19 protein-coding genes are annotated in these 22,211 nt (G+C 46.6%); 8 read left to right on the forward strand and 11 right to left on the reverse strand.

Annotated elements, in window-relative coordinates:
- Positions 1 to 164: 164 nt before the first annotated feature.
- Positions 165 to 3,257 (forward strand): replicative DNA helicase, encoded by a 3,093-nt coding sequence (dnaB, locus tag PMG25_RS22470; RefSeq protein WP_283769138.1) that lies wholly within the window; start codon positions 165 to 167, stop codon positions 3,255 to 3,257.
- Positions 3,258 to 3,393: 136 nt separating this feature from the next.
- On the opposite strand, the gene cobM is transcribed toward dnaB, so the two are convergent.
- A complete protein-coding gene (cobM, locus tag PMG25_RS22475; RefSeq protein ID WP_283769139.1) occupies positions 3,394 to 4,164 on the reverse strand; it encodes a precorrin-4 C(11)-methyltransferase in 771 nt (256 codons plus the stop codon).
- 175 nt (positions 4,165 to 4,339) lie between these two features.
- Entirely contained in the window at positions 4,340 to 5,242 is a 903-nt protein-coding gene (gene lgt, locus PMG25_RS22480; RefSeq protein WP_430540981.1) for a prolipoprotein diacylglyceryl transferase, read from the reverse strand.
- 35 nt (positions 5,243 to 5,277) lie between these two features.
- Here lgt and rlmN point away from each other — a divergent pair, with 35 nt between their 5' ends.
- Together rlmN and PMG25_RS22490 are read left to right on the forward strand one after the other, a co-directional pair.
- Entirely contained in the window at positions 5,278 to 6,300 is a 1,023-nt protein-coding gene (gene rlmN, locus PMG25_RS22485; RefSeq protein ID WP_283769141.1) for a dual-specificity RNA methyltransferase RlmN, read from the forward strand.
- Positions 6,297 to 6,497 carry a hypothetical protein gene (locus tag PMG25_RS22490; protein WP_283769142.1) on the forward strand — a complete coding sequence of 67 codons (201 nt, stop codon included), beginning with the start codon at positions 6,297 to 6,299 and terminating at the stop codon, positions 6,495 to 6,497. The genes rlmN and PMG25_RS22490 overlap by 4 nt, the downstream gene beginning before the upstream one ends.
- Positions 6,498 to 6,624: 127 nt before the next feature.
- Here the strand turns inward: PMG25_RS22490 and PMG25_RS22495 are convergent, their stop codons facing one another.
- From PMG25_RS22495 to PMG25_RS22510, 4 genes are all read right to left on the reverse strand, one after another.
- Positions 6,625 to 6,885: a hypothetical protein gene (locus PMG25_RS22495; RefSeq protein ID WP_283769143.1), complete on the reverse strand. Its 261-nt coding sequence runs from the start codon at positions 6,883 to 6,885 to the stop codon at positions 6,625 to 6,627.
- A 444-nt stretch (positions 6,886 to 7,329) separates the two neighbouring features.
- Positions 7,330 to 9,450, reverse strand: coding sequence for a glycogen debranching protein GlgX (gene glgX, locus PMG25_RS22500; protein ID WP_283769144.1), 2,121 nt, complete (start codon positions 9,448 to 9,450; stop codon positions 7,330 to 7,332).
- A gap of 42 nt (positions 9,451 to 9,492) precedes the next feature.
- On the reverse strand, positions 9,493 to 9,837 hold the full coding sequence (locus PMG25_RS22505) for an anti-sigma factor antagonist (RefSeq protein WP_283769145.1): 345 nt from the start codon (positions 9,835 to 9,837) through the stop codon (positions 9,493 to 9,495).
- A 14-nt stretch (positions 9,838 to 9,851) separates the two neighbouring features.
- A complete protein-coding gene (locus PMG25_RS22510) occupies positions 9,852 to 11,897 on the reverse strand; it encodes a SpoIIE family protein phosphatase (protein WP_283769146.1) in 2,046 nt (681 codons plus the stop codon).
- Positions 11,898 to 12,311: 414 nt separating this feature from the next.
- Between PMG25_RS22510 and PMG25_RS22515 the strand changes: the two genes are divergently transcribed.
- Positions 12,312 to 13,568 (forward strand): L-lactate MFS transporter, encoded by a 1,257-nt coding sequence (locus tag PMG25_RS22515; protein ID WP_283769147.1) that lies wholly within the window; start codon positions 12,312 to 12,314, stop codon positions 13,566 to 13,568.
- A gap of 217 nt (positions 13,569 to 13,785) precedes the next feature.
- Here the strand turns inward: PMG25_RS22515 and PMG25_RS22520 are convergent, their stop codons facing one another.
- Positions 13,786 to 14,220 carry an ATP-binding protein gene (locus tag PMG25_RS22520; RefSeq protein WP_283769148.1) on the reverse strand — a complete coding sequence of 145 codons (435 nt, stop codon included), beginning with the start codon at positions 14,218 to 14,220 and terminating at the stop codon, positions 13,786 to 13,788.
- A 191-nt stretch (positions 14,221 to 14,411) separates the two neighbouring features.
- Positions 14,412 to 16,211, reverse strand: coding sequence for a sensor histidine kinase (locus PMG25_RS22525; protein ID WP_283769149.1), 1,800 nt, complete (start codon positions 16,209 to 16,211; stop codon positions 14,412 to 14,414).
- Between the two features lie 167 nt (positions 16,212 to 16,378).
- On the opposite strand from PMG25_RS22525, the gene PMG25_RS22530 reads away from it, so the two are divergent.
- Positions 16,379 to 17,218, forward strand: coding sequence for a peptidoglycan-binding domain-containing protein (locus tag PMG25_RS22530; RefSeq protein ID WP_283769150.1), 840 nt, complete (start codon positions 16,379 to 16,381; stop codon positions 17,216 to 17,218).
- Positions 17,219 to 17,245: 27 nt separating this feature from the next.
- Here PMG25_RS22530 and PMG25_RS22535 read toward each other — a convergent pair whose 3' ends face one another.
- The 3 genes from PMG25_RS22535 to PMG25_RS22545 all read right to left on the reverse strand — a co-directional run bounded on the left by PMG25_RS22535 (position 17,246) and on the right by PMG25_RS22545 (position 18,717).
- Positions 17,246 to 17,728 (reverse strand): CRR6 family NdhI maturation factor, encoded by a 483-nt coding sequence (locus tag PMG25_RS22535; RefSeq protein ID WP_283769151.1) that lies wholly within the window; start codon positions 17,726 to 17,728, stop codon positions 17,246 to 17,248.
- Between the two features lie 48 nt (positions 17,729 to 17,776).
- A complete protein-coding gene (locus PMG25_RS22540; protein ID WP_283769152.1) occupies positions 17,777 to 18,343 on the reverse strand; it encodes a DUF4334 domain-containing protein in 567 nt (188 codons plus the stop codon).
- 74 nt (positions 18,344 to 18,417) lie between these two features.
- Positions 18,418 to 18,717: a hypothetical protein gene (locus tag PMG25_RS22545; RefSeq protein WP_283769153.1), complete on the reverse strand. Its 300-nt coding sequence runs from the start codon at positions 18,715 to 18,717 to the stop codon at positions 18,418 to 18,420.
- A gap of 332 nt (positions 18,718 to 19,049) precedes the next feature.
- Between PMG25_RS22545 and PMG25_RS22550 the strand changes: the two genes are divergently transcribed.
- The 3 genes from PMG25_RS22550 to argH are packed head-to-tail and all read left to right on the forward strand — an operon-like array spanning position 19,050 to position 22,148.
- A complete protein-coding gene (locus tag PMG25_RS22550) occupies positions 19,050 to 20,504 on the forward strand; it encodes a PP2C family protein-serine/threonine phosphatase (RefSeq protein ID WP_283769154.1) in 1,455 nt (484 codons plus the stop codon).
- A 26-nt stretch (positions 20,505 to 20,530) separates the two neighbouring features.
- A complete protein-coding gene (locus PMG25_RS22555) occupies positions 20,531 to 20,731 on the forward strand; it encodes a hypothetical protein (protein WP_283769155.1) in 201 nt (66 codons plus the stop codon).
- 25 nt (positions 20,732 to 20,756) lie between these two features.
- A complete protein-coding gene (argH, locus tag PMG25_RS22560) occupies positions 20,757 to 22,148 on the forward strand; it encodes an argininosuccinate lyase (RefSeq protein ID WP_283769156.1) in 1,392 nt (463 codons plus the stop codon).
- The last annotated feature ends 63 nt before the right edge of the window (positions 22,149 to 22,211 follow it).

The following is a 22,211-nucleotide window of genomic DNA, read 5'->3' on the forward strand; positions in this document are numbered from 1 at the left end:
AGTTGTGTAATGGCTGCCCCTCATCCCCCAACCCCTTCTCCCACAGGAGAAGGGGGAAAAGTCCCTCTCCCGTGGGAGAGGGATTTAGGGAGAGGGAATCTCATGCGAAAATAATATATATCCCGTATCCTTCCCATATCCGAGTCCCGTCCCCACACCTTCCCATGGTCAGCGAGTCCAACCTCCCAGCCCTTTCCGGAACCCTACCGCCCCAAAATATCGAGGCGGAAGAATCCATCCTGGGCGGTATTTTGCTCGACCCAGAAGCCATTAATCGGGTGATTGATATTCTCAGCCCGGAAGCCTTTTCCATCTCCGCACACCAAAAAATTTATCAAGCCACTCTCACCCTTCACAACAGTGGCAAACCCACGGACTTTATGACCGTGAATAGTTGGCTCTCTGACCATAATCTATTAGACAAAATTGGCGGTCAGAGCAAACTGGTACAACTGCTAGACCGTACCGTAAGCGCGGTCAATATCGACGAGTACGCCAAACTCGTCATGGATAAATATCTGCGTCGTAAACTGATTACCGCAGGTCATGAAATTGTGCAGTTGGGCTATGATACTGCCACCGATATTAAACAAGTTCTTGACCAAGCCGAACAAAAAATCTTTAATCTCACCCAAGACCGGGTACAACAAGGTCTGGTTTCTTTAGCGGAAACTTTAACCCACACCTACGAAGAAATCCAATCCCAAAGCACTGGGGAAATTTTACCGGGTCTGCCTTGCCAATTTTACGATCTTGATGCCATGACCGGGGGATTTCAGCGATCGGATTTGATTATTATTGCTGGCCGGCCGTCCATGGGGAAATGTTTAGCCTATGATAGTCAAATTGTCATAGATGATGGTTCAGTATTAACCATTGCCCAGATTTATCAGCAACAGCAGGCTACACTTTTAACTTTGGGAGAAGATTGGCAACTGAAAACCACTCAACCTTCGGACTTTGTAGATGATGGCATAAAGCCCGTTTTTCGAGTAACAACTTGTTTGGGAAGACAGATTGAGACCACACTCACTCACCCTTTTCGTACCCTACCTGGATGGAAACCCCTGGCTGAGTTGAAACCGGGTGTGACTATTGCTGTACCGCGTGAAATCCCAATTTTTGGCAGCCAAACTCTACCTGAACCTAAAATTAAATTATTGGCTTATTTAATTGGTGATGGCTGTCTGACAGGGACAACTCCCCAATTTACGAATGCTGATTTGAGACTACAAGCTGATTTTGCCCAAGCGGTTTCCTCTTTCCCTGGTCTGAAAATATCTGAACAAACCTCTCAAGGGACAAGACAAAGTTTGGACTTATGGGGGAAAGATGCACACCAAAAAACGATTCCAGCAATTATCTTTCAATTGGAGCGATCGCAGCTTGCTTTGTTTCTCAACCGACTTTTTGCTACAGATGGCTGGATCAGTGTGTTACAGAGTGGACAAGTTCAGCTAGGCTATGCCAGTGTTAGCGAAACGTTAATAAGACAGCTACAACATCTACTCCTGCGCTTCGGAATCATTGCTCGGCTAAAAAAACGGCAAGTTAAATATAAGTCAGAAAGAAGACCCGCATGGCAACTGGATATTACTGATGGGCGATCGCTACAAACATTTATTGAAGCCATTGGGATTTTTGGTAAAGAAGAAGCTTGCTTCAAAGCACAGAAGGCTTTACAGTCTAAACGATATCAAACCAACCGAGATTTGATTCCCATAGAAGTATGGGAAGAAATTACCCAGGTTAAGGGGACAGAAAGTTGGAAATCAGTAGGACAACGGGCAGGAATTGTTGCCAGTAACCTCCACGTCGGGCGCAGATGTCCCACACGCGATCGCTTGAGTGTCATCGCTGAAGCCTTAGATTCTGAACATCTCCAGCATTTAGCAACTAGTCATATCTATTGGGATACAATCGTCTCGATTGAATTAGTGGGCTATAAACAAGTTTATGATTTAACTATTCCCACAACTCACAACTTTATCGCCAATGACATTTGTGTTCATAATACCAGTTTTGCCTTGAATATTGCCAATAATATTGCCCAATCGAGCCATCTAGCCGCCGCGATTTTTAGTTTAGAGATGTCGAAAGAGCAATTAGCGCTGCGTCTGCTCTCTAGTGAAGCAACCATTGAAAGTAATCGTCTGCGATCGGGGCGGATTAGTCAAACGGAATGGGAGCCTTTAATTGAGGCGCAAACGAATTTGTCTGAGTTGCCGATTTATATTGATGATACGGCTAATACTACCGTGACTCAGATGCGATCGCAAGTTCGTCGGCTACAAGCAGAACAAGGACAACTGGGATTAGTGTTGCTCGACTACCTGCAACTGATGGAAGGTAGCAGCGATAACCGGGTGCAAGAACTCTCCAAAATTACTCGGCAACTCAAGGGACTGGCACGGGAGTTAAATGTGCCGGTTATTGCGTTGTCTCAGTTGAGTCGCTCTGTAGAGTCACGCACTAATAAGCGGCCGATGATGTCAGATTTGAGGGAATCAGGTTGTTTAGCTGGAGATACTCTAATCCCTTTAGCTGATGAAGGGATTGAAGTTCCGATTCAGAATTTACTTGGTTGCTCTCACTTTACAGTTTGGGCAGTTAATTTAGAAAATTTGAAAATTGAAAAAGCGATAGTGACTAAAGTCTTCTCAACAGGAATTAAGCCTGTTTTTAGGCTCACAACTGCTTTAGGACGTAAAATTCAAGCCACGTCGAATCATCCATTTTTAACCATTGATGGATGGAAACGGCTGGATCAGTTAGAAATTGGCTCTTATATTGCTCTACCTCGAATATTACCGAGTCTAAAACATTCATCTATGAGTGATAAACATCTAGCCCTCTCCCTATATCCCTCTCCCACGGGAGAGGGACTTTCCCCCCTTCTCCTGCGGGAGAAGGGGTTGGGGGATGAGGGGCAACGGTCTACTTTAGCCAATAGTGAGATTTATTGGGATCGAGTAGTTTCTATAGAAGCTTGTGGAGAAGCAGAAGTTTATGATTTAACGGTTCCTGGTTATCACAATTTTGTGGCTAATAATATCGTTGTTCACAATAGCATTGAACAGGACGCGGATTTGGTGATTATGTTATACCGAGATGAGTATTATAATCCCGATACCACCGATCGCGCGATCGCCGAAGTGATCATCACCAAGCACCGCAACGGCCCCACCGGAGTCGTGAAACTGCTCTTCGACCCCGAATTTACCCGCTTCCGCAACCTCGCCAAACCCCAGCCTTAGAACTCATATCAAATCCTTAAATGTTTGCGACAATTGAATGGGAGAGAAATGGACGATGGTAACCCTGTAAGGCCTGTATTAGCGTCGCTAGAGCCAACAGTTCTCAACCGATCCCCATTGTTCATTGTTCATTGATTCAAGGACGAAACAAATGGGAATGATCTGGATGATAAAGCTGCGATCGCCCTCCCATCCCCTGAAGCGCCGGACTAATCACATACAATGTCGTCCGTATTAACTCCTGCTCCTGAGTCTCGCGGGCCATCTTCTCCAAGGGAACCACCACAATCTTCTCATCGGGCCATCCCAACCGATAGCAAATCGCCACCGGAGTATCTGCCGGATAATGCCGTAATAGCTGCTCCTGGGAGCGTTCCACATGACGAGCTGCCAAATACAAACACAAACTCGCTTGATGGGCCGCTAAAGACTCCAACTCTTCCCCCGAAGGCATTTGAGAGGCTCGACCACTGACGCGGGTTAAAATAATCGTCTGTACCAACTCCGGAACTGTTAACTCCACCCCCAACCGGGCAGCCGCTAACTGAAACGCACTAATTCCCGGTACAATTTCAAACGGAATTCCTGCTTCTGATAATCCTTGAATCTGCTCGCCGATCGCACTATACAAACTCGGATCGCCCGAATGCAACCGCACCACTACCCGACCTTGACGCACCCGCTCAATCATCATCGGCAAAATAGACTCTAGGGTTTGATGACCCGTCGGAATCAATTCGGCATCCTCACGGGTGTCCTGCAACATCTGCTTGGGAACCAAAGAATTGGCATACAGAATCACATCCGCTTGCGCCAAAATCCGTTGAGCGCGAACTGTGAGCAATTCCGGGTCACCAGGGCCAGCACCCACAATATAAACGGCAGGTTTTAGGGGGGTTTCAGTCATGGAAAAAATTTAAGAGTAGGCGATCGTAGATCGTAACAGCAAAAAGCGTGAAACATGGTTTTCCTGTAATTATTCCGGATCGCTCCTGGGACGGATGGGAATAAAGAAATGGTAGATGCACCCTGATCCAGCCCTTGGAGATTAACCTCCGGGGCTTTTTTTTGGCCGATCTGCTTTAGTCCTGGCGATCGCCAGTCGAGACCACATCAGGTAAAGGACGATCCCATACATACAGCCAAACCAAACCCAAAATCCCCAGAGAAATCGCCCCTACACTCACAAATTGGGCAATTCTGAGGCCCGCGAACATTAAACTATCGGTACGCAGTCCCTCAATCCAGACCCGACCTAAGCTATAGCCAATCATATAGACCATAAACAGCGTACCCAGTTTTAGGGGGGGTTTACGGTTTAATCCCCAAAAGAATAAGCCCAGCAGTAGGGCAAACACGACCAGATTCCACAGAGACTCATAGAGGAAAGTGGGATGAAAATAGTCAAATTCAACATACTCTGGCGGCCGGCGATCGAGGGGAATAAACAACTTCCAGGGGAGATCTGTGGGTTTGCCAAAGGCTTCAGAATTAAAAAAATTACCCCAACGCCCGATCGCCTGGCCTAAAATCAGAGACGGAGCCACCAGATCCGTCAACATCCAAAAAGAAATGCGGTTCAGTCGTGCAAAGATCAAAGCCGCCACCAGACCGCCTAAAATCGCCCCATGAATAGCAATTCCCCCTTTCCAAATGGCAAAGATCTGTCCTGGATTATCCGCATAGTTGGGCCATTGGAATAACACATAATAGAGTCGAGCCGCAGGAATCGCCCCCACCACCAACGCGATCGCCAAATCCCCGATCGCCTCTGGATCGACACCCCGGCGTTCAGCCAAATACTGGGACAAGGTAACCCCCAGCAAAACCGCCGAAGCAATTAACAAGCCATACCAGCGAATCGCTAAATTACCAATTTGGAAAATAATCGGGCCAGGAGAGGCAAATTCAAAGGCTAAGGGCAAAATAGAAGTATTCCACCCAATCTCAAAGCTGACTATCAATGTCTCTCTCCCCGAAAGCATCTAACATCAATTCTCCAGTTATATCATCTCCTGTTATGGATTCCCCCTTACTCGGTCAATCCCTAGAGTCTCTCACCACTTGGGTACAAAACCACGGCCAACCTGCCTATCGAGGCCGGCAATTACACCAATGGCTTTATCAAAAAGGGGCGCGATCGCTGCAAGAAATTACTGTATTTCCCCAAGCTTGGCGACAAGACATGGCCCAAGCAAACATCGGTCGTTCTACCCTATATCATCGGGCGATCGCCCCTGACAAGACCATTAAATATCTCCTCCAACTCCAGGACGGAGAAATTATTGAAACCGTCGGCATTCCCACCGCAAAACGGCTCACCGTCTGTGTTTCCTCCCAAGTGGGATGTGCCATGGGGTGTGATTTTTGTGCCACAGGTAAAGGCGGATTTAAACGCCATCTCCAACCCCATGAAATCATCGATCAAGTCCTCACCGTGCAAAATGACTTTGGGCGGCGCGTCAGCCATATTGTCTTTATGGGCATGGGTGAACCCCTACTCAACTTCGATTCCCTCTTAAACGCCCTCCACTGTCTCAATAAAGACGTAGGCATCGGACAAAGACAAATCACCGTCTCTACCGTCGGTATTGCCAAACGTATCCGTCAACTCGCCCAAGTGAAACTGCAAATTACCCTTGCCGTCAGTCTCCATGCTTCCAATCAACCCCTGAGAGAACAACTCATCCCTAGCGCTCTCCGCTACGCCTTGCCGGAATTAATGGAGGAATGCCGGGAATACGTGAAAATCACGGGCCGGCGCATTACTTTTGAGTATATTTTATTGGGTGGTGTGAACGATCTGCCCCAACATGCCTCAGAACTTGCCCACCTCCTGCGAGGATTCCAAAATCATGTGAATTTAATCCCCTATAATCCCATTAGTGAAGTCGATTACCAGCGTCCTAACAGTCAGCGTATTCAGCAATTCCAGGAGATTTTGACCAAGCACCATATTGCCGTCAGTGTCCGCTACTCACGGGGTCTGGAAGCGAATGCCGCCTGTGGGCAACTGCGTGCTTCTCGCGCCACTGAGTCATGAGTCATACAGCGCTTCGCGCTGTTATGGTGTACAGCATTAAAGGCTCAAAGCCATGTACCACAACCCTATTGCCTATTGCCTATTGCCTATTGCCTATTCCCTATTGCCTATTCCCTATTGCCTATTCCCTATTCCCTAGCGCGTTCATGTCCGCGAAGCGGAAAGCGCTATATCAAGTCCGGTTAAGGGGAAAATAGAAGCGGGCAAGATGCCCGCACTCCCTCAATCTGAGTGATATTACTGGAGTGGGAGCATCTTGCTCCCTACATTTTTAATTAGCATCTTGCTCCCTACATTTTTAATTAGCGAAGACTGATAGATCTCCTATTTAGATCGCCCATTCCCCCAATAAATTCCTGGAGCATAGGCTTCTTTCACCCGTCCAGTACGGCTACAAGTAAGCAGCAAATAATCGCAGGAGGGGCATTCAATTTTAGTTTGTTCTAACTTAACTAAATGTTTGCGTTGGGCAGACGAACCACAGTTGGGGCAAGGAATGGGTTGAATCAGAGGAATATTAAACTCTGAGGAATGTACATGAATGGACGATTCTTGAATTCCTGATTTATTTAAGGAAGTTTTCATGGTTTTTGAAAAAAAAAGTTTACAAAGTTGATTACTAAAGAGTTCAGTCAACTTCCGGGTTTCTTGGAGAAAAGATCTTCCCTTAAGCGACTCAATAGAATCCATACATTATAGTCAATTTTTGAGAAGACTTACTCAGGGCTAAAAGTTCGGGATCGTCTATTTTCGTTGATCCCTTATGGGTTAAAACCCTTTATCAATCAAGGTTTTGGACTCTTTGACTCAGGAAAAACTGGGAATAAAGTTCTGTAATCGCAATCTTAAAAATTAATTAAATTTAGTATTTTTTGATAGAAATTAACAGATGGCTTCTAGAAGAGGAAATTTTATATCACAGTTTACAGTCATTTGCGCTCGGTTACAGAATATCTTTATATTTGGGCTTCTCAATATTAAGGAGTCAACGGCAGTTGACCCCTAGAGCATCAGAGAATAGAGAGAGACTTATCGTCCGACCAAGATCAATACGGAGCGATCGCACAATCTCTGTTCAAACTGATTGGCCAAAATCGCCTCTGTTCCGGGTTTCCAGCTTTTCTGAGCCGAAGTTAACCCCGTATCGGCAAACAAATGCCACTGTTTATCATCCGGTAATTGGGGAATTTCAAACGTCAGGGGTTCCCAATGCATATTCATCCCCACATAAATATAGTCGTCCTTCCCTTCTCCATCGTAGGCATGTTCACCGCAGAGCAAAAAGGCTAGAGTCCGGGAATAGTCAGCCCAGTCCACATTCCAGGCTTGGGTTCCGTGCCAACTAATATCCGCATATCCACTACCGACGAGATCTTGATGATGAAAATGGGTACTGCGTCGCAGAACCGGATGAGCATGACGGAAGGCGATACAGTGCTGGAAAAACTCAAAAATATCTGCATTGGTCTCCAGTAACGACCAGTCGAGCCAATTTAGCTCATTATCATGACAATAAGTGTTATTGTTCCCCTGCTTCGTGCGTCCCATCTCATCTCCCATTAAGATCATGGGAACACCTTGACTCACCATGAGCAGGGCGATCGCATTTTTCACCAGTCGTCGTCTGAGTGCATTAATTTCTGGGTCATCTGTTACCCCTTCAACACCGCAGTTCCAACTAAAATTATCATTGGCTCCATCCTGGTTGCCTTCCCCATTATCCTCATTGTGTTTCTCGTTATAAGAGAACAAATCAATCAACGTAAACCCATCATGGGCCGTAATAAAATTAATCGAAGTCGTTGGGGGGCGGTTCGTTTCCGCATACAGATCCGGAGACCCCATTAAACGGTGGGACATATCCCAAACTTCCGCATCTCCCTTAACAAACTGGCGCAACATATCCCGATATTTACCATTCCACTCGGCCCAGCGACCAAAGGAGGGAAACGACCCCACCTGATAGAGTCCACCGGCATCCCAAGCTTCCGCAATTAACTTACACTTGGCCAAAATCGGATCGTAGGCTAACACTTCTAATAAGGGGGGATTGGTTAGTGGCGTGCCATCACGGTCTCTGCCTAAAATCGAAGCCAAATCAAACCGAAAGCCATCAATATGATACTCTGCCGCCCAATAGCGCAGACAATCTAACACAATATTCCGCACAATCGGATGATTACAATTGAGCGTATTCCCGCAGCCACTAAAATTAAAATAATACCCCTCTGGGGTCAACATATAATAAACCTTATTGTCAATCCCTCGGAACGAAATGATTTGTCCCAACTCGTTGCCTTCTGCCGTATGGTTAAACACCACATCTAAAATCACTTCAATGCCGTTTTTATGCAGTTCCTTCACCAATGCCTTTAACTCATCCACCTGCATTCCCAACTTTCCAGTTGCTGCATAACCCGATTTGGGCGCAAAAAAACCAACTGTACTATAGCCCCAATAGTTAAACAGTCTCTCTCCCGTATCCGGATTAAACCGATGATTTTCAAACTCATCAAACTCAAAAATCGGCATTAATTCTACCGCATTAACGCCTAATTCCTTCAGATAATCAATTTTCTCCCGCATTCCCGCAAATGTTCCCCGATATTTCTCTTTCACTCCCGATGAAGGATGCTGGGTAAAACTGCGAAGATGCATTTCATAAATAACTAAATCTTCTGGAGGTAATTCTAAAGGGCAGTCATCTTGCCAATCAAAATCATCAATCACAATCCGGGCCCGATGCTGATAGAGATCCTTGAAATTTGGTATCTCCCCCCAAACATCCCGACCCCCAATGACTTTAGCGTAGGGGTCCATGAGGATTTTACTGGGATCGAACCAATGGCCTTCGGTTTTATCATGGGGGCCATCCATGCGATAGCCATATTCAATATTTTCATAGTCCAAGTCAAATACCATCATGGAGTAAACATTCCCAATCCGGAATTCTTCCGGAAAGGGAATTTCTACCAAGGGTTTGGGATCGCCTTTGCTAAACAGCACTAGGGTACAGGAAGTCGCATGACTGGAAAAAATGGAAAAATTGACTCCTCCAGGTTCTAAGGTTGCCCCAAAGGGAAAGGGTTTTCCTCGGCGAAACTTGAAGGTTTCATAGGTGTGGGTGGGATGAATATCAATGCGTTCCATGGTTATCGGTTACCCCAGAAAAGATCGGCAAAAGATGGTGATTTAGGCAAGGCTACGGGCTTCATCTATGGTTTCACAAATGGTGAAAAAGTCTAGGAACCCAGTGATGGACATGGTATCGCGAATTTCTTCCGATAATCCGACTAATATAATTTGTATTTTTTGCTCATTGATGGTTTTGTCTTCGGTTTTGCGATGTAAGAGTAAGAGGGTTCTGAGTCCAGCACTGGACATAAACGAAACACCGGTCATATTCAGCAGAATTTTGGGGGTTGATCCAATGACCGGGAGAATTTGCTCTTGTAACGTGGGGGCCGTTTGTCCATCGATGCTTCCTGTAATTTCTATCAGGGTGACTGAATCTTCGGTTTGAATGTTAATTTCCATGTTTTTGGGGCAGTTTAAGACTTAAAGGCAGAAGGATCTGAGTTGACCTCATGTTCTGGAGGTACGGATAGAAAGGATCGCCTAACCACCAGTAGGGTCATATCGTCAAATTGATCGGTTTGACCCCGATGGGAGTTGATCTGATTGATAATCCGCTCTAGCAAGACAGTAGCAGATGTTGCGGGTTGTTCCAATATGGAGAGTAAGCTTTCTAAGGAAAAGGACTCACCTTGAGGCGATCGCGCATCGGTGATGCCGTCAGTGTATCCCAATAAGAGATCTCCGGGTTCTAAGGTAATCTGTCCGGTTTTGTAGTCTGCATCTACGTTAATGCCAACGGCTGGCCCAGTCGGGGGTAGGGAGTCTTTTACTCCACCTCTAGACTCAAGCACAAATAGGGGTAAGTGGCCTCCATTGATATAAACTAGGTTACCAGTTTTCTGATCGAGGATACCAAAAAATAAGGTAGCAAACATGCCCAAGTTGCCATGATTTTTGGCTAAATAGTAGTTGGTTAATTCGACTGCTTTCAGGGCATTGAGTTGATGGGAGGCATAAGGGTTATCGTCTTCTGTTAAATGAAGTAGATCGGTGACGCTAAATTTTCCTGTTAACACTAAGCCATCTAAGCTGGTTTGACCGGAAAAAATCCGCATTAAACTTTGAATCAAGGGCATAAATAGGGCGGCTCCGACCCCTTTATCACAAATATCGGCAATCACTAAGCCGATGTAGCCGTCTCCCAATTCAAAGGCATCGTAAAAATCACCAGCGACTTGACGGGCGGGTTTAAACCAGGCTAAAACTTCCCAGTTTGGAGGATTGAGAATCACTAAGGGTTTGGCTTCATCCCGCTTGGGTAAAAAATTGCGTTGAATTTGCCGACCTTTTTCTAATTCAAAGGTTAAGGCGGTGTTGGCGGCATAGAGGGCTTTATTGGCGGCTTCTAATTCTCTTGTCCGTTGAGTGACTTTATCTTCTAGGGTTTGGTTGGCTTGGGCGAGTTGACGAAAGCTTTTTTGAAGCTGATCGGCCATACGATTAAAGCTATCGACTAAGATCCCGATTTCATCTTCTCGATTGACCTGGATTCTTGGTTTTAATTCTCCTGTGGAAAGGGTTGTAGCAAGGACAATTAAATCAGTAATGGGACGAATAAAACTGGTTGCAATTAACCAGACGGCTATGCCAATGACTAAGACGGTTCCTAGGGTTAAATAGACGGAAAGTTGCCAAAATTGCTGTTCGGGTTGGCGCAGTTCGGCTGCTTGTTCTTGTAGTAGGAGAATGAGTCCATTCCCCAGGGGGAGGGAGTAGCCTAACCAATGGTTTCCATTCTGGTCTTGTTGTTCAAAATGCTGTCCGGGGGAGGTGAGGGCGGGTTGAATTTCTGGGCGATCGCCCCAAGACATGAATTGGGGTTGGGAGAGCAGGGAAATATCCGGATGGACGAGAATATAACCCTGATGGTCTAAGAGCATAGCATAGCCGGTTTCGCCCCATCGGAGCGATCGCAGTTGGCGACTGAGGGTGACTAGGTTCATACAGCTTCGCAGCACTCCAATGACCTCGGTTTCTGCCCAGATCGGTACAGCTGAACATAACACTGGCTGCTGATAGACCTCAGAAATGGAGGCTTCTATGGAGGTTTCTGCGGCGATCGCCTTTTCAAACCAGGCATGTTGAGCGACGCTCTTGCTGCTCTTTTCTCCCGTACTCGCCACTTCTTGTCCTTGGCGATCGAAGGTTTGCGCCCAAGTTAACCCATAGGTGTCCACCAAAAACCTTAAAATGGGTTGCTGACGCTCTGGATTCATACTCACTAAATCTGGAACTTGTGCAATATTACTGAGAACTTCCCGCATTTGACTACTATAGGTCATCAGTTCGTGGGCCAGCTCCTGGGCGCGAATCTCCTTATTGTATTCAGCACTCTGACGCATCCATGCTGTTGCCATAGAACGGGTTAACCAGGATACTCCCCATAAACCCGGAATCACCACCAATAAAACCAAGACCGTCAGCTGAAAGCGTAAACTATGGCTAGAAAAAGATTTCATACGATGGATTCGGTATCCTCACCTCAAGGGGTGAATAGCTTTTTGCCCTAGTACCTGAGATCCCATGTGTGGGGCATCAAGTTAGAGAGTGTGGAGGAGAGCAATCAAGACTATCTCAGCCATCTCCTACCCTTGAGGTGGGCTAGATCAGACTTTTATTGTACCTGAAAATGGGGGCAATCGAATCTCTAATGTGCGATCGCTCTGATGAGGCGCTCGGCTGAGAATAGGAATGGGTTGAAGTGCCGGCAAAATTAGAGAAATGTATCGAGACAGACACTAGATTTAACACTGCCCCCGATAAAATTGGCGATCGCTCAAGGATGCAAGCGATAAGCCCCTTTGGGGCTTACAGCACTTTGCGATGTCATGAGGAAAAAAGCTAAATCCTCAATCTTGGAGAAGTCAACACTTATGAGTATCACCACTGATTATGAGCCAACAATCGACATTTTGGGAATGCCTGCGAATCGAGGCAGATGGGTGTTCATTCCTTTGGGGATGACGATCTTACTCTGCTTGGGAAGTGTCTATTCCTGGAGTATTTTTAGAACGCCTTTAGAAAATGAGCTGGGGATTAGTGCCACCCAAAGCCTATTGCCCTATACTTTCGTTTTGGTCTCCTATTCTGTATTTATGCCAATTACGGGGTTTTATATTACTCGTATTGGTGTCCGTGTGACAACGGCGATCGGGGGGATTATTGTCGGCTTAGGCTATATTCTTTCCAGCTTTGCGACCCATATTGGAATGCTGATCTTCACCTATGGGGTGATTGCTGGAACTGGGGTTGGCATTGTCTATGGTGTGCCGATGGTGGTCGTCTCTCGCTGGTTTCCAGATAAGAAAGGCTTGGCTTTGGGGTTAACCATCGTTGGGTTTGGACTCTCTCCCCTGATTACCGCTCCCTTAGCCAACCAATTCATTGATGCCTATGGGGTTCGCCCCACCTTACGCATTCTCGGTATTGCCTTTATCGCCATTATTCTCGCCATTGCCCTAACTTTGAAGTTGCCGCCTAGGGACTGGCATCCCCACCAGAATGTAGTAACGTCTACATCCAGCTCAGTCTCAACCTATTCGGGTAACTTGTTGAAGAGTCGCTCATTTTATGGACTGTGGATTTGCTACGCCATTGGAACCGTAGTGGGTTTAAGTGCGATCGGTATTTCTAGCCCCGTGGGGCAGGAAATTATTGATATTAATCCAACCGTAGCGGCTAGAAGTGTGGCCTTATTTGCTCTGTTTAATGGGGTGAGTCGTCCCTTGTTTGGTTGGTTGAGCGATCGCTTTAAGCCTCACTACATTGCCATGTTGTCCTATGTGCTGATCTTAATCGCCTGTCTGTTAATGGCCAATGCTCAAACTGGACAAGTCACCACCTATCTGATTGCTTTCTGCCTATTTTGGTTCTGTCTGGGGGGCTGGCTGGCTATGGCTCCAACGATCACATTGTGCTTTTTTAATCCTGACAAATACGCACAAAACTACGGTATTGTGTTCACTGCCTATGGGGTGGGGGCTTTGATTGGAACCTTGGTGACGGGGCGCATTCGCGATTTATTCGGAACCTATAATTATGTGTTTTACTTTATGGCGTTTTTAGCGATTATGGGGATCGTTATCGCTCAGGTACTGCTCAAACCGGAAAGGGACATAGATTCAGTGTGAACTGAAGTGGGCAAATCGTAAGGTGGGCAGGAAGATAGGCTACAGGATTCAAGGTCTACAAGTATATCCTGCCCACCCTACTGCCGTGACAACCCTAAAATGGTGGGTTACGGCGGATTGATAGATTGCTGTCAGAGTCTAGGTTTTAGCCGCCTAACCCACCCTACGCTAATGCACTATTTTAGCTGTGTCACGGCACTACCCTGACACTCTGGCTCTAAAGCAAATTGAGAGAATTTTCTTGCCGTTTGACAATAAACACATTACGATTAATCGAGCCAATGCGCTCATGAATAAAGCGATCCACGCTTTGAAGAGCTAAGTAAACCCCTAATCCACCACAGGGCCGTTGTTCGATTGACACGCTTAAATGGGGCGGTTTTTCTTCTTCTGTGGGATCGTAAACGGCTCCTGTATCTTCCATAGAAACCGTTAGCTCTTGATCGGTGATATCTGCTCGAATATCTAAATCTCCCTTAATCCCCGCTTCTGTATAGCCATGAATAATAATATTGGTGGCAATTTCATCCACGGCTAATCTTAATTTATAAGAAGATTTACGATCTAACCCAGCTTCTTGAGCTACAGCCAAAATATACTGCGCGATCGCAGACAAAGAATCTAGTTTTCCTGACGCGATTAAATGCTCCATTATCTTAAAAAGCTATCATAAACGACGAATTTTAAATGGGGATCAATAGGGGATCGGAGATTGAAATACACCAACTTAGGGTTTTTATTCTACAAGCTAAAAAAACTATTACCGCCGGTTGTGCTAAAACGGGACTGATTTTACCCCCCCACTTCAATCCTAATCGGATTGAGCTAAGGTTGGGTTTAAAATTAGCTTAAATTTACAGAATTTAATCGCAGCCTTGGAAGGTTAAACCCAAACCGCGATCCCTGAGTCGGACAACTCTCAACGGTCAATTTACCACCATGGGCCGCTAAAATCCGATCGCATTGATACAGACCGAGGGAAATTCCGGTTAACGCACTACGGTTTTGCCCCTTAGAGGCTTGGGGATCTAAGGAAAAGAGAGAAGGAAGCTGGTCTGGGGCAATACCGACCCCATTATCGATCACCCAACAGGAAACACCCTGACTCAGGTCAATGTGGAACTGAATCTGGATCTCGACTCCAGGGGGGTTATGTTTGACTGCATTGGAGAGCAGATGCTCAAATACACGCTTGATAGATTGGGGATCGGCATCAACGGGGGGTAAGGGTTCTCGATGATAGTTGAGGCGAACCTGATTGGCTGCAAAATAGGCTTGGAAGTCCTCTAGTACCCCTTCTAAGACCAGGGCGAGATTAACGGGTTGGGATGCGATCGCCATCCGGTTACCGTCGAGGGTTGCCACTTCGAGTAGAGTATTGAGTTTTTGCAGTTGGCGATCGCCGCCCTCCGTCAGTTTTTCCAATAGCGATCGCCTCACCGATAGGGTTTCTCCCGGTTTTTTGAGTAAATTCTGATGGAACATCACCATCCCCATCAGGGTGGTGCGTAAATCATGGGCAATGGCTTGGAACAAACAATTTTTCAGTTGATTGGAGCGCTCTAAAGCGTCCTGATAATCTTGTAATTGCTGTTTCTGTTGCTCGACTGTAGCTTCTAATTGGGCGATCGCCGTTTCTTTGCGGGTCATCTCTTCAGATATCCGATCTTCATGGTGGTGCAACACCTGGTTCGTTAATTGCAGTTCCGTTAAACTCCCAACTAAGATCAGGGCCGCGATCTCAATGGAGACCATGAAGACCTCAAGCCCAAAAATAGCGCCGTCTTGGGTCTGGGACTTTGCCATGAATAGCCCCTCCCCGTGACTCAAACCCATCAAAGCTAAGATCGCGATCGATAAACTGGTCAAAAACACCCCCATTGCCCCATAGCGACAGGCTGCCCACACCACTAAGGGAAAACAAAGATATTCTAAAGGCAAATTCATCAGAGTTTGCGTCCAGCGATCGTCTATCCATTCCAGATGGGGTAAGCCAAAAACCAGGTAACTGAGGGCTAACCCAAAGACCACAACGATCGCGGTTTCCATCTTATGGCTAAAGAACTTAGGAGCCTCAAGTGCAACCCCTTTCCCCACAGACCAACGGGTAATTCCATAGACCAGAATCGGGGTAATCAGCAGAACCCCCATACCCTCACCCAACCACATTCTCCACAGATGCTCGAATCCCCTTTGAGAATGGATAGTATGTAGCCATAGACCCAAAACCGTATCCAGGAAGGCGGCGATCCCTGTACTGAGGATCGCACCCCAAAAGATCGGCTCCAAAACTTGCTTAAGTTTCATCAGTTTGGGTTGCCATCCCCACAAGCGCAATACATAAACACCGATCGCCGCCCCCGTGGTATGGCTAACTGCTGCGGCGATCGCTCCTGCGGAGGACGCGCCTAAAACCAGGGCACAAGCCCAACTCCCTAGGGCAACTCCGGGCCAAAACCGGATGCCATAAGCCGATAAGAGGCCCAGGGCGATGCCGACCACTGGACAAATCGGAGGAATGGTATGGAAGTCAATGATGACTGTTGTTAGATAGGCTACGGTTAGATACAGTAAGGCGATCGCCCCAATAGACAAAGTATATCGGCTGATTGGGTATCCCTGAATCAGGGTTTTGGTATCCATGGGTTATCGAGTATTCATATCTTTCCTTTTCAGGTTAAGGATGAATTGATACCGTGACTTCCTCCACTAGGGTGAATTTGTAGTGGGGAGTAAGAAATCAGCAATCTTTGCTCTTCAAGGCATCGATAGTAGAAACTAGAGGATAATGTTTTTTAGGTATAGTGTCTATGGATGGTTTAGCCTACCTCCATTACGCTCTGGTTTGGGATGATTTCAATGGGGAGCAAATCGCTAATCTTCAGCGACTGTTGGCGATCGCCTTAGTGGTTTCCTTCCTGAGTGAAATGTCTCCTACCCTAGGCAATTCTGTTTGGCAGTTAGGAGCTTATGGCCCTGCGGTTGTGGAACTCCAAGATCGGCTGAAAGCTGTGGGTTGTTTTCCCTGGAGTACCCGCAGCACGGGCTATTATGGCCCGATTACAACGGCATCGGTTAAAGCCTTACAAGCGGCGCAAGGGATTGCGATCGATGGGATTGTTGGCCCCCAGACCCAAGCGGTATTAGATCAGGGTTTGGGGTGTTATACTCCGGAACTCTCTTCTGTTTTGAAAGTGGGGAGTCAAGGCGATCGCGTCCGTAAGCTTCAGATTCAACTCAATAATTGGGGGGTTCCTCCCCAACCGGGGGGAACTCTCAAGGTTGATGGCGTTTTTGGCCCCGACACTCGTAAGTCTGTCATCCGCTTTCAAGAATTTAAGCAGCTTAAGGTGGATGGTATTGTGGGGCCACAAACGTCTCAAGCGTTGTGGGAGCCACGTTTTAATCCTGAACAACAACGATTGTTCGCTGAGTTTAAGGCCCTAGCAGATTGGCTGTGCGAATCTCCCCAGAATCCTGACGATCGCCAACATAAACAGATTAGAGAGCAGATTGTATCGAGCTATTCCCAGGGCGATCGCCGCTTGAATTGGGATGATTGGAGCGATCGCTGGTGTCGGTTGGGTTTTAATCCCCAAAATCCAGAGAACTGGGGCGGAATTTATCAAGGCTATATGGGACAGTTTTAATCAGTCATGAGCCAAGAATATTATATTTTAACGGTTCATAATCAGATCGAAGAACCCGTCATCTAACTCGTAACCTAACATTTGGGTCATGGCTTTGAGCCGCGATCGCGACTCTATTCCTTGCTCTTGCATCCAATTCATGAGAACAAAGGTTTTATTCATCACATAAATTTCTAAGGCTTCAGGATTAAATTGAATGCCATCGGTGCGATGGAATTGATGGGGAATGAGCATGGCAGTATAACGAGCGAGTTCTCCTGCTTTCCAGTCCAATAGGAAGGGTAACCAAGGATAAACCGTATCTAAACGGATAAACCATAGGCGAATTTCAGGAATTTCCGAGAGTTCCCTGGGATCGGTATCTTCGCGGGGATAGTCAATGGTAAATTTCAAGTGCTGCTCATAAGAAGATAGGCTTCCTTCAGTCAATAGGGGGGCGATCGCTTCCTGAGCAGGGGACAGATCTAAGGTTTGAATGGCTTTCGCACCCAATTGAATCTCAATAGACATAGTTTTTCATTCCTGATGGGGATCAATCACTTCGGTTTAGAAAGGAGATTACTTCAGCATCGATCGCTGGAGAACAAAAAAGAAGGGTTGGGGCAAACTCTTAAAATCCATCACCCCTAAAACTGTGCGATCGTCAATTTTTCTAAACGAATCATTAATCGGCAAATAATCATAGATCATGGTAGCGCTCACCTTATTGCGGTATTCCATCATCCGTAATCGTGCCTGACTTTTTTCCGTTTTTAGCAAAGCACTCGTCAAGTTAAATAAAGGCCGGATCATCCCCAGATTGGTCTTGGGAATTTTGCCCACCCACTCCATTGCCCTAGCATAGGGAGCCACTTTAATCAGTTGTCCCTGACCATCTAAAAACAGCAAAGGATGTACTGTTTCGGCATTAATAAATTCTTTTCCGTACCAATTAGAGGCTTCTAATAAGCCATCCATGGGGTGATCGGTGTGCAATCCCGAACCTCGCCAACGACCCAACATAAACTCTAAGGTTACCGGTTCTAAAGCATCAAATAAATCTAGGGCCGTCTCTAGAGTGGTTTGCCCGTTTTGCAGGATAGATGGGCTGCGTTTTAAGATGTCTCGGTTCTGATTCACCGTCACGGGATAGACTCCTTCTTCATTGAACTCAGCGCAAGCTTGATTTTTGGGTCAATTCCAGTCAAATCACACCCGAATTAATAACCCGGTAATCGGCCCCTAGACCCCCGTTGAATCGTGGTCATTTCCTCGGCATCCTTAAATACACCGACTCCCACAATGCCCGGTAACTCAGGTTTGACCTCTACTTTGACCACCCTGGCCATACAAATCCAAATGGTGCGATCGAACAAATGAAAGGTTAACCAGGGGCGCTCTAACAGTAAATTAATCTGTTTTTGAAACTCCTCTGGAGCAACGGGTAAACTAAAAGCCTCTGACTCTCCTGTATCGTAGAAAAATGTAATTTCTGTTGCGTCTGTCTCTTCAGAATACATCAGTCATTTGCTCCACATCACTATATCGTGAATATCATTCTACCTCTTGATGGGGGGATGGGGAAATGGGGGAGCTGCTGCCTATGGCCCAAAATGGTTATTCAAGGGCTTGACAAATTCCCCACTTTTCTGTCTACTACTATGAACTCAATCAAGAGGCTCCCACTTCCCCAGGCGATCGGAATCGGCATTCTAGATTAAGATGAACGAGGATCAGCCAGAATTGACCCGATTAGAGTATCCTAAGTATCCGCAGATCCTAACCTAACTCTTGATATAAACTGTATTTCTCTTTATTTCTCCTTTGTCTAACCCCTTGCTACCTGAGCATAATGAGCGCTGTGCCAATTCCCCAACCCTCCCCCCAACCCCCCGGTAATTCAACTCCCCAATTGCCCAGCAACAGCCCACAAGCTGTGAGCGAGGATCAAAGTCCAGTCCACGCCCTCAAGGAATTAGTGGCCCGCCTGCGGCGAGAGCAACATAAAATTCAAGATCTCTTAATGTCCTTGGGGTTTGCCCTGCGGAGTTTTAACAACCTCAATCAATTTCTAGAATTAATTCCCTTAATGGCAGGACGGGTTACGGATGCAGATGGGGGGGCTTTGGTTTTATTTCAAGCCAATGGCAAACTGAAACTCGAACAAATGCACTGCCATGACTCCCATCAATGTCAAGATATTCGCCAAGCCTTAGAAACGGTTAACCGTCAACTGAATCTTACCAATGCTGGAACTCCGAGTCTAGAAGAGATGACGGTGTTACTCGATCGCGAAGTGAACCATTATCTTGGTTGCCATACCCAATTATTTGGTACAGCCGTGATTGTGCGGAAAACAGAACGGGCAAGATTGTATGTATTCAGCCGCAACCCAGAGTATACCTGGACGGAAACCCGCGAGAAACTCCTACGGTTAATTGCCGATCAAACGGCGGTGGCGATTGAAAATGATGAACTCTCCGTTGAGCTACGCAAAAAGGAACGGTTGGATCGGGAGTTAGAAATTGGGGCGGAAATTCAAAATCAACTGTTACCCAATACTTATCCCCAAATTGAAGGGCTGAAACTGGCAGCTCGCTGTCAAACGGCTAACCGAGTGGGAGGGGATTACTATGATTTTATTTCGATTCATCCTCCAGAATGGTTAAAACATTCGGGTGTTGAGGCTCAGGGGCAAGCGTCTTCTGGGCGTTGGTGTATTACCGTGGGGGATGTGATGGGAAAAGGGGTTCCGGCTGGTTTGATTATGACGATGTTACGGGGAATGCTGCGGGCGGAAGTGCTGAATGGCCATTCTCCCTCGCGCATCCTGAAACATCTCAATCATGCTATGTACCAGGATTTAGAACAGGCGAACCGCTTTGTGACGCTTTTTTATTCGGAGTATGACCCCTCCACCCAGAGGTTATCCTATAGCAATGCGGCCCATAATCCGCCTTTCCTTTGGCAAGCCTCGAATCAATCGATCCAACGGTTGGATACGATGGGAATGCTGATTGGTTTGGATCTCGATTCAGAATATGAAGATGGACACTCTCAACTGTATCCAGGGGACATTATTATTTACTATACAGATGGGTTTACAGATGCATCCAATCGCCAGGGCGATCGCTTTGATGAAGATAACTTGATTGAAGCCTTTCAATTCGCGTGCCAACATTACCCAAACCCCCAAAGGATTTTAGATTACCTGTTCGATCGGGTGAATGATTTTATGGGGCCGGGGAACGATCATCGAGATGATATGACCCTGGTGGTGATGCAAGTTGACCCTAATGTAAATTAATGAACTCTTAATCAAAACGGTGAGTTATGACTTTACTTTCTAAGTTTAGCCTGTATGGAATGGGTGGCTTCTTCAGCGTGGTTTTAGCTCAACAAACTGATGCTGATCTGATGTCCAATGTGAAAACGGCTTTTACGAATTTCGTGGAAAGTGGCCAAGTTTGGGCATTTATCTTAGGAATTATTTTGGGCTATATTATTCGCAAAATTACCACCTATGGTGGTTAGTGTTCGTTCATGAGGAAACACGACTATGACTGAGAAGAAAACTTGGAGCGATCGCTTTGAGAGTGCTTTACATCCGGCGATCGCCCGTTTTAATGCCAGTATCGGATTTGATATTGAGCTGATTGAGTATGATATCGCTGGTTCCATCGCCCACGCCCAAATGTTGGCCCACACGGGGATTATTTCTGCTTCGGAGGGTGAACAACTGGTGCAAGGATTGCAACAGATTTTACAGGAGTATCAACGGGGAGAGTTTCAACCCACGGTTGATGCGGAAGATGTCCATTTTGCGGTAGAACGGCGACTCACGGAAATAACTGGAAATGTAGGTAAAAAACTACATACAGCTCGCAGCCGCAATGACCAAGTGGGGACGGATACCCGGCTCTATTTACGGGATCAGATAGGTAAAATTCAAACCCAATTGCGGGAATTTCAGCAGGTTTTAATTGAGTTGGCCGAGCAGAATATTGAAACCCTGATCCCCGGTTATACCCATCTGCAACGGGCCCAACCCCTGAGTTTAGCTCACCATTTGTTAGCTTATGTGGAAATGGCTCAACGGGACTGGGAGCGGTTAGGGGATGTGGCGAAACGGGTGAATATTTCTCCCCTGGGTTCGGGAGCCTTGGCAGGAACCACGTTTGCGATCGATCGCCACTATAGCGCCAAATTATTGGGATTCGATCGCGTCTACAACAATAGTTTAGATGGAGTGAGCGATCGCGATTTTGCCATCGAATTTGCCTGTAGCGCCAGTCTGATTATGGTGCATCTATCCCGGTTAGCCGAAGAAGTGATCCTGTGGTCTTCCGAAGAATTCCGCTTTGTCACCCTCAAAGATAGCTGTGCCACCGGTTCGAGCATTATGCCGCAAAAGAAAAACCCCGATGTTCCCGAACTGGTGCGGGGTAAAACTGGGCGCGTTTTTGGCCATTTGCAAGGCTTGCTGGTACTCATGAAAGGGTTGCCCCTCGCCTACAACAAGGACTTGCAGGACGACAAAGAAGCCCTCTTTGATACCGTCAAAACCGTGCAAGCGTGCCTCGAAGCGATGACGGTTTTAATGGCAGAAGGCTTAGAATTCCGTCCTTCCCGTCTGCAAGAAGCAGTCGAGTCTGACTTCTCTAATGCCACTGATGTGGCGGATTATCTGGCGGCCAAGGGAGTTCCCTTCCGAGAAGCCTATAATCTAGTGGGGAAAGTGGTGAAAACCAGTTTAGCGGCGGGAAAACTGCTCAAAGATCTGAGCTTAGAAGAGTGGAAAGCCTTGCACGAAGCCTTTGAAGAGGATATTTATGAGGCGATCGCCCCCCGTCAAGTCGTCGCTGCCCGCAATAGCTATGGAGGTACAGGATTTGACCAGGTTAAACAAGCCCTAGATATGGCTCGGTCTCGTTTAAGCACTGATACATAACATCAGTTAGGAATGTCCCCCAGATCCTTGCAGGCAGCTCGCTTTGAGTTAAACTTGGGCTAA

The organism is Roseofilum capinflatum BLCC-M114 (assembly GCF_030068505.1).
GTDB lineage: Bacteria > Cyanobacteriota > Cyanobacteriia > Cyanobacteriales > Desertifilaceae > Roseofilum > Roseofilum capinflatum.

Bases quoted from the DNA above. Each gene is read 5' to 3' on its own strand.
- PMG25_RS22515 (WP_283769147.1), top strand. From the start codon at position 12,312: ATGAGTATCACCACTGATTATGAGCCAACAATCGACATTTTGGGAATG.
- cobM (WP_283769139.1), bottom strand. From the start codon at position 4,164: ATGACTGAAACCCCCCTAAAACCTGCCGTTTATATTGTGGGTGCTGGC.
- PMG25_RS22520 (WP_283769148.1), bottom strand. From the start codon at position 14,220: ATGGAGCATTTAATCGCGTCAGGAAAACTAGATTCTTTGTCTGCGATC.
- PMG25_RS22510 (WP_283769146.1), bottom strand. From the start codon at position 11,897: ATGAAATCTTTTTCTAGCCATAGTTTACGCTTTCAGCTGACGGTCTTG.
- PMG25_RS22555 (WP_283769155.1), top strand. From the start codon at position 20,531: ATGACTTTACTTTCTAAGTTTAGCCTGTATGGAATGGGTGGCTTCTTC.
- rlmN (WP_283769141.1), top strand. From the start codon at position 5,278: ATGGATTCCCCCTTACTCGGTCAATCCCTAGAGTCTCTCACCACTTGG.
- argH (WP_283769156.1), top strand. From the start codon at position 20,757: ATGACTGAGAAGAAAACTTGGAGCGATCGCTTTGAGAGTGCTTTACAT.
- PMG25_RS22535 (WP_283769151.1), bottom strand. From the start codon at position 17,728: ATGTCTATTGAGATTCAATTGGGTGCGAAAGCCATTCAAACCTTAGAT.
- PMG25_RS22505 (WP_283769145.1), bottom strand. From the start codon at position 9,837: ATGGAAATTAACATTCAAACCGAAGATTCAGTCACCCTGATAGAAATT.
- glgX (WP_283769144.1), bottom strand. From the start codon at position 9,450: ATGGAACGCATTGATATTCATCCCACCCACACCTATGAAACCTTCAAG.
- dnaB (WP_283769138.1), top strand. From the start codon at position 165: ATGGTCAGCGAGTCCAACCTCCCAGCCCTTTCCGGAACCCTACCGCCC.
- lgt (WP_430540981.1), bottom strand. From the start codon at position 5,242: ATGCTTTCGGGGAGAGAGACATTGATAGTCAGCTTTGAGATTGGGTGG.
- PMG25_RS22490 (WP_283769142.1), top strand. From the start codon at position 6,297: ATGAGTCATACAGCGCTTCGCGCTGTTATGGTGTACAGCATTAAAGGC.
- PMG25_RS22525 (WP_283769149.1), bottom strand. From the start codon at position 16,211: ATGGATACCAAAACCCTGATTCAGGGATACCCAATCAGCCGATATACT.
- PMG25_RS22550 (WP_283769154.1), top strand. From the start codon at position 19,050: ATGAGCGCTGTGCCAATTCCCCAACCCTCCCCCCAACCCCCCGGTAAT.
- PMG25_RS22545 (WP_283769153.1), bottom strand. From the start codon at position 18,717: ATGTATTCTGAAGAGACAGACGCAACAGAAATTACATTTTTCTACGAT.
- PMG25_RS22495 (WP_283769143.1), bottom strand. From the start codon at position 6,885: ATGAAAACTTCCTTAAATAAATCAGGAATTCAAGAATCGTCCATTCAT.
- PMG25_RS22530 (WP_283769150.1), top strand. From the start codon at position 16,379: ATGGATGGTTTAGCCTACCTCCATTACGCTCTGGTTTGGGATGATTTC.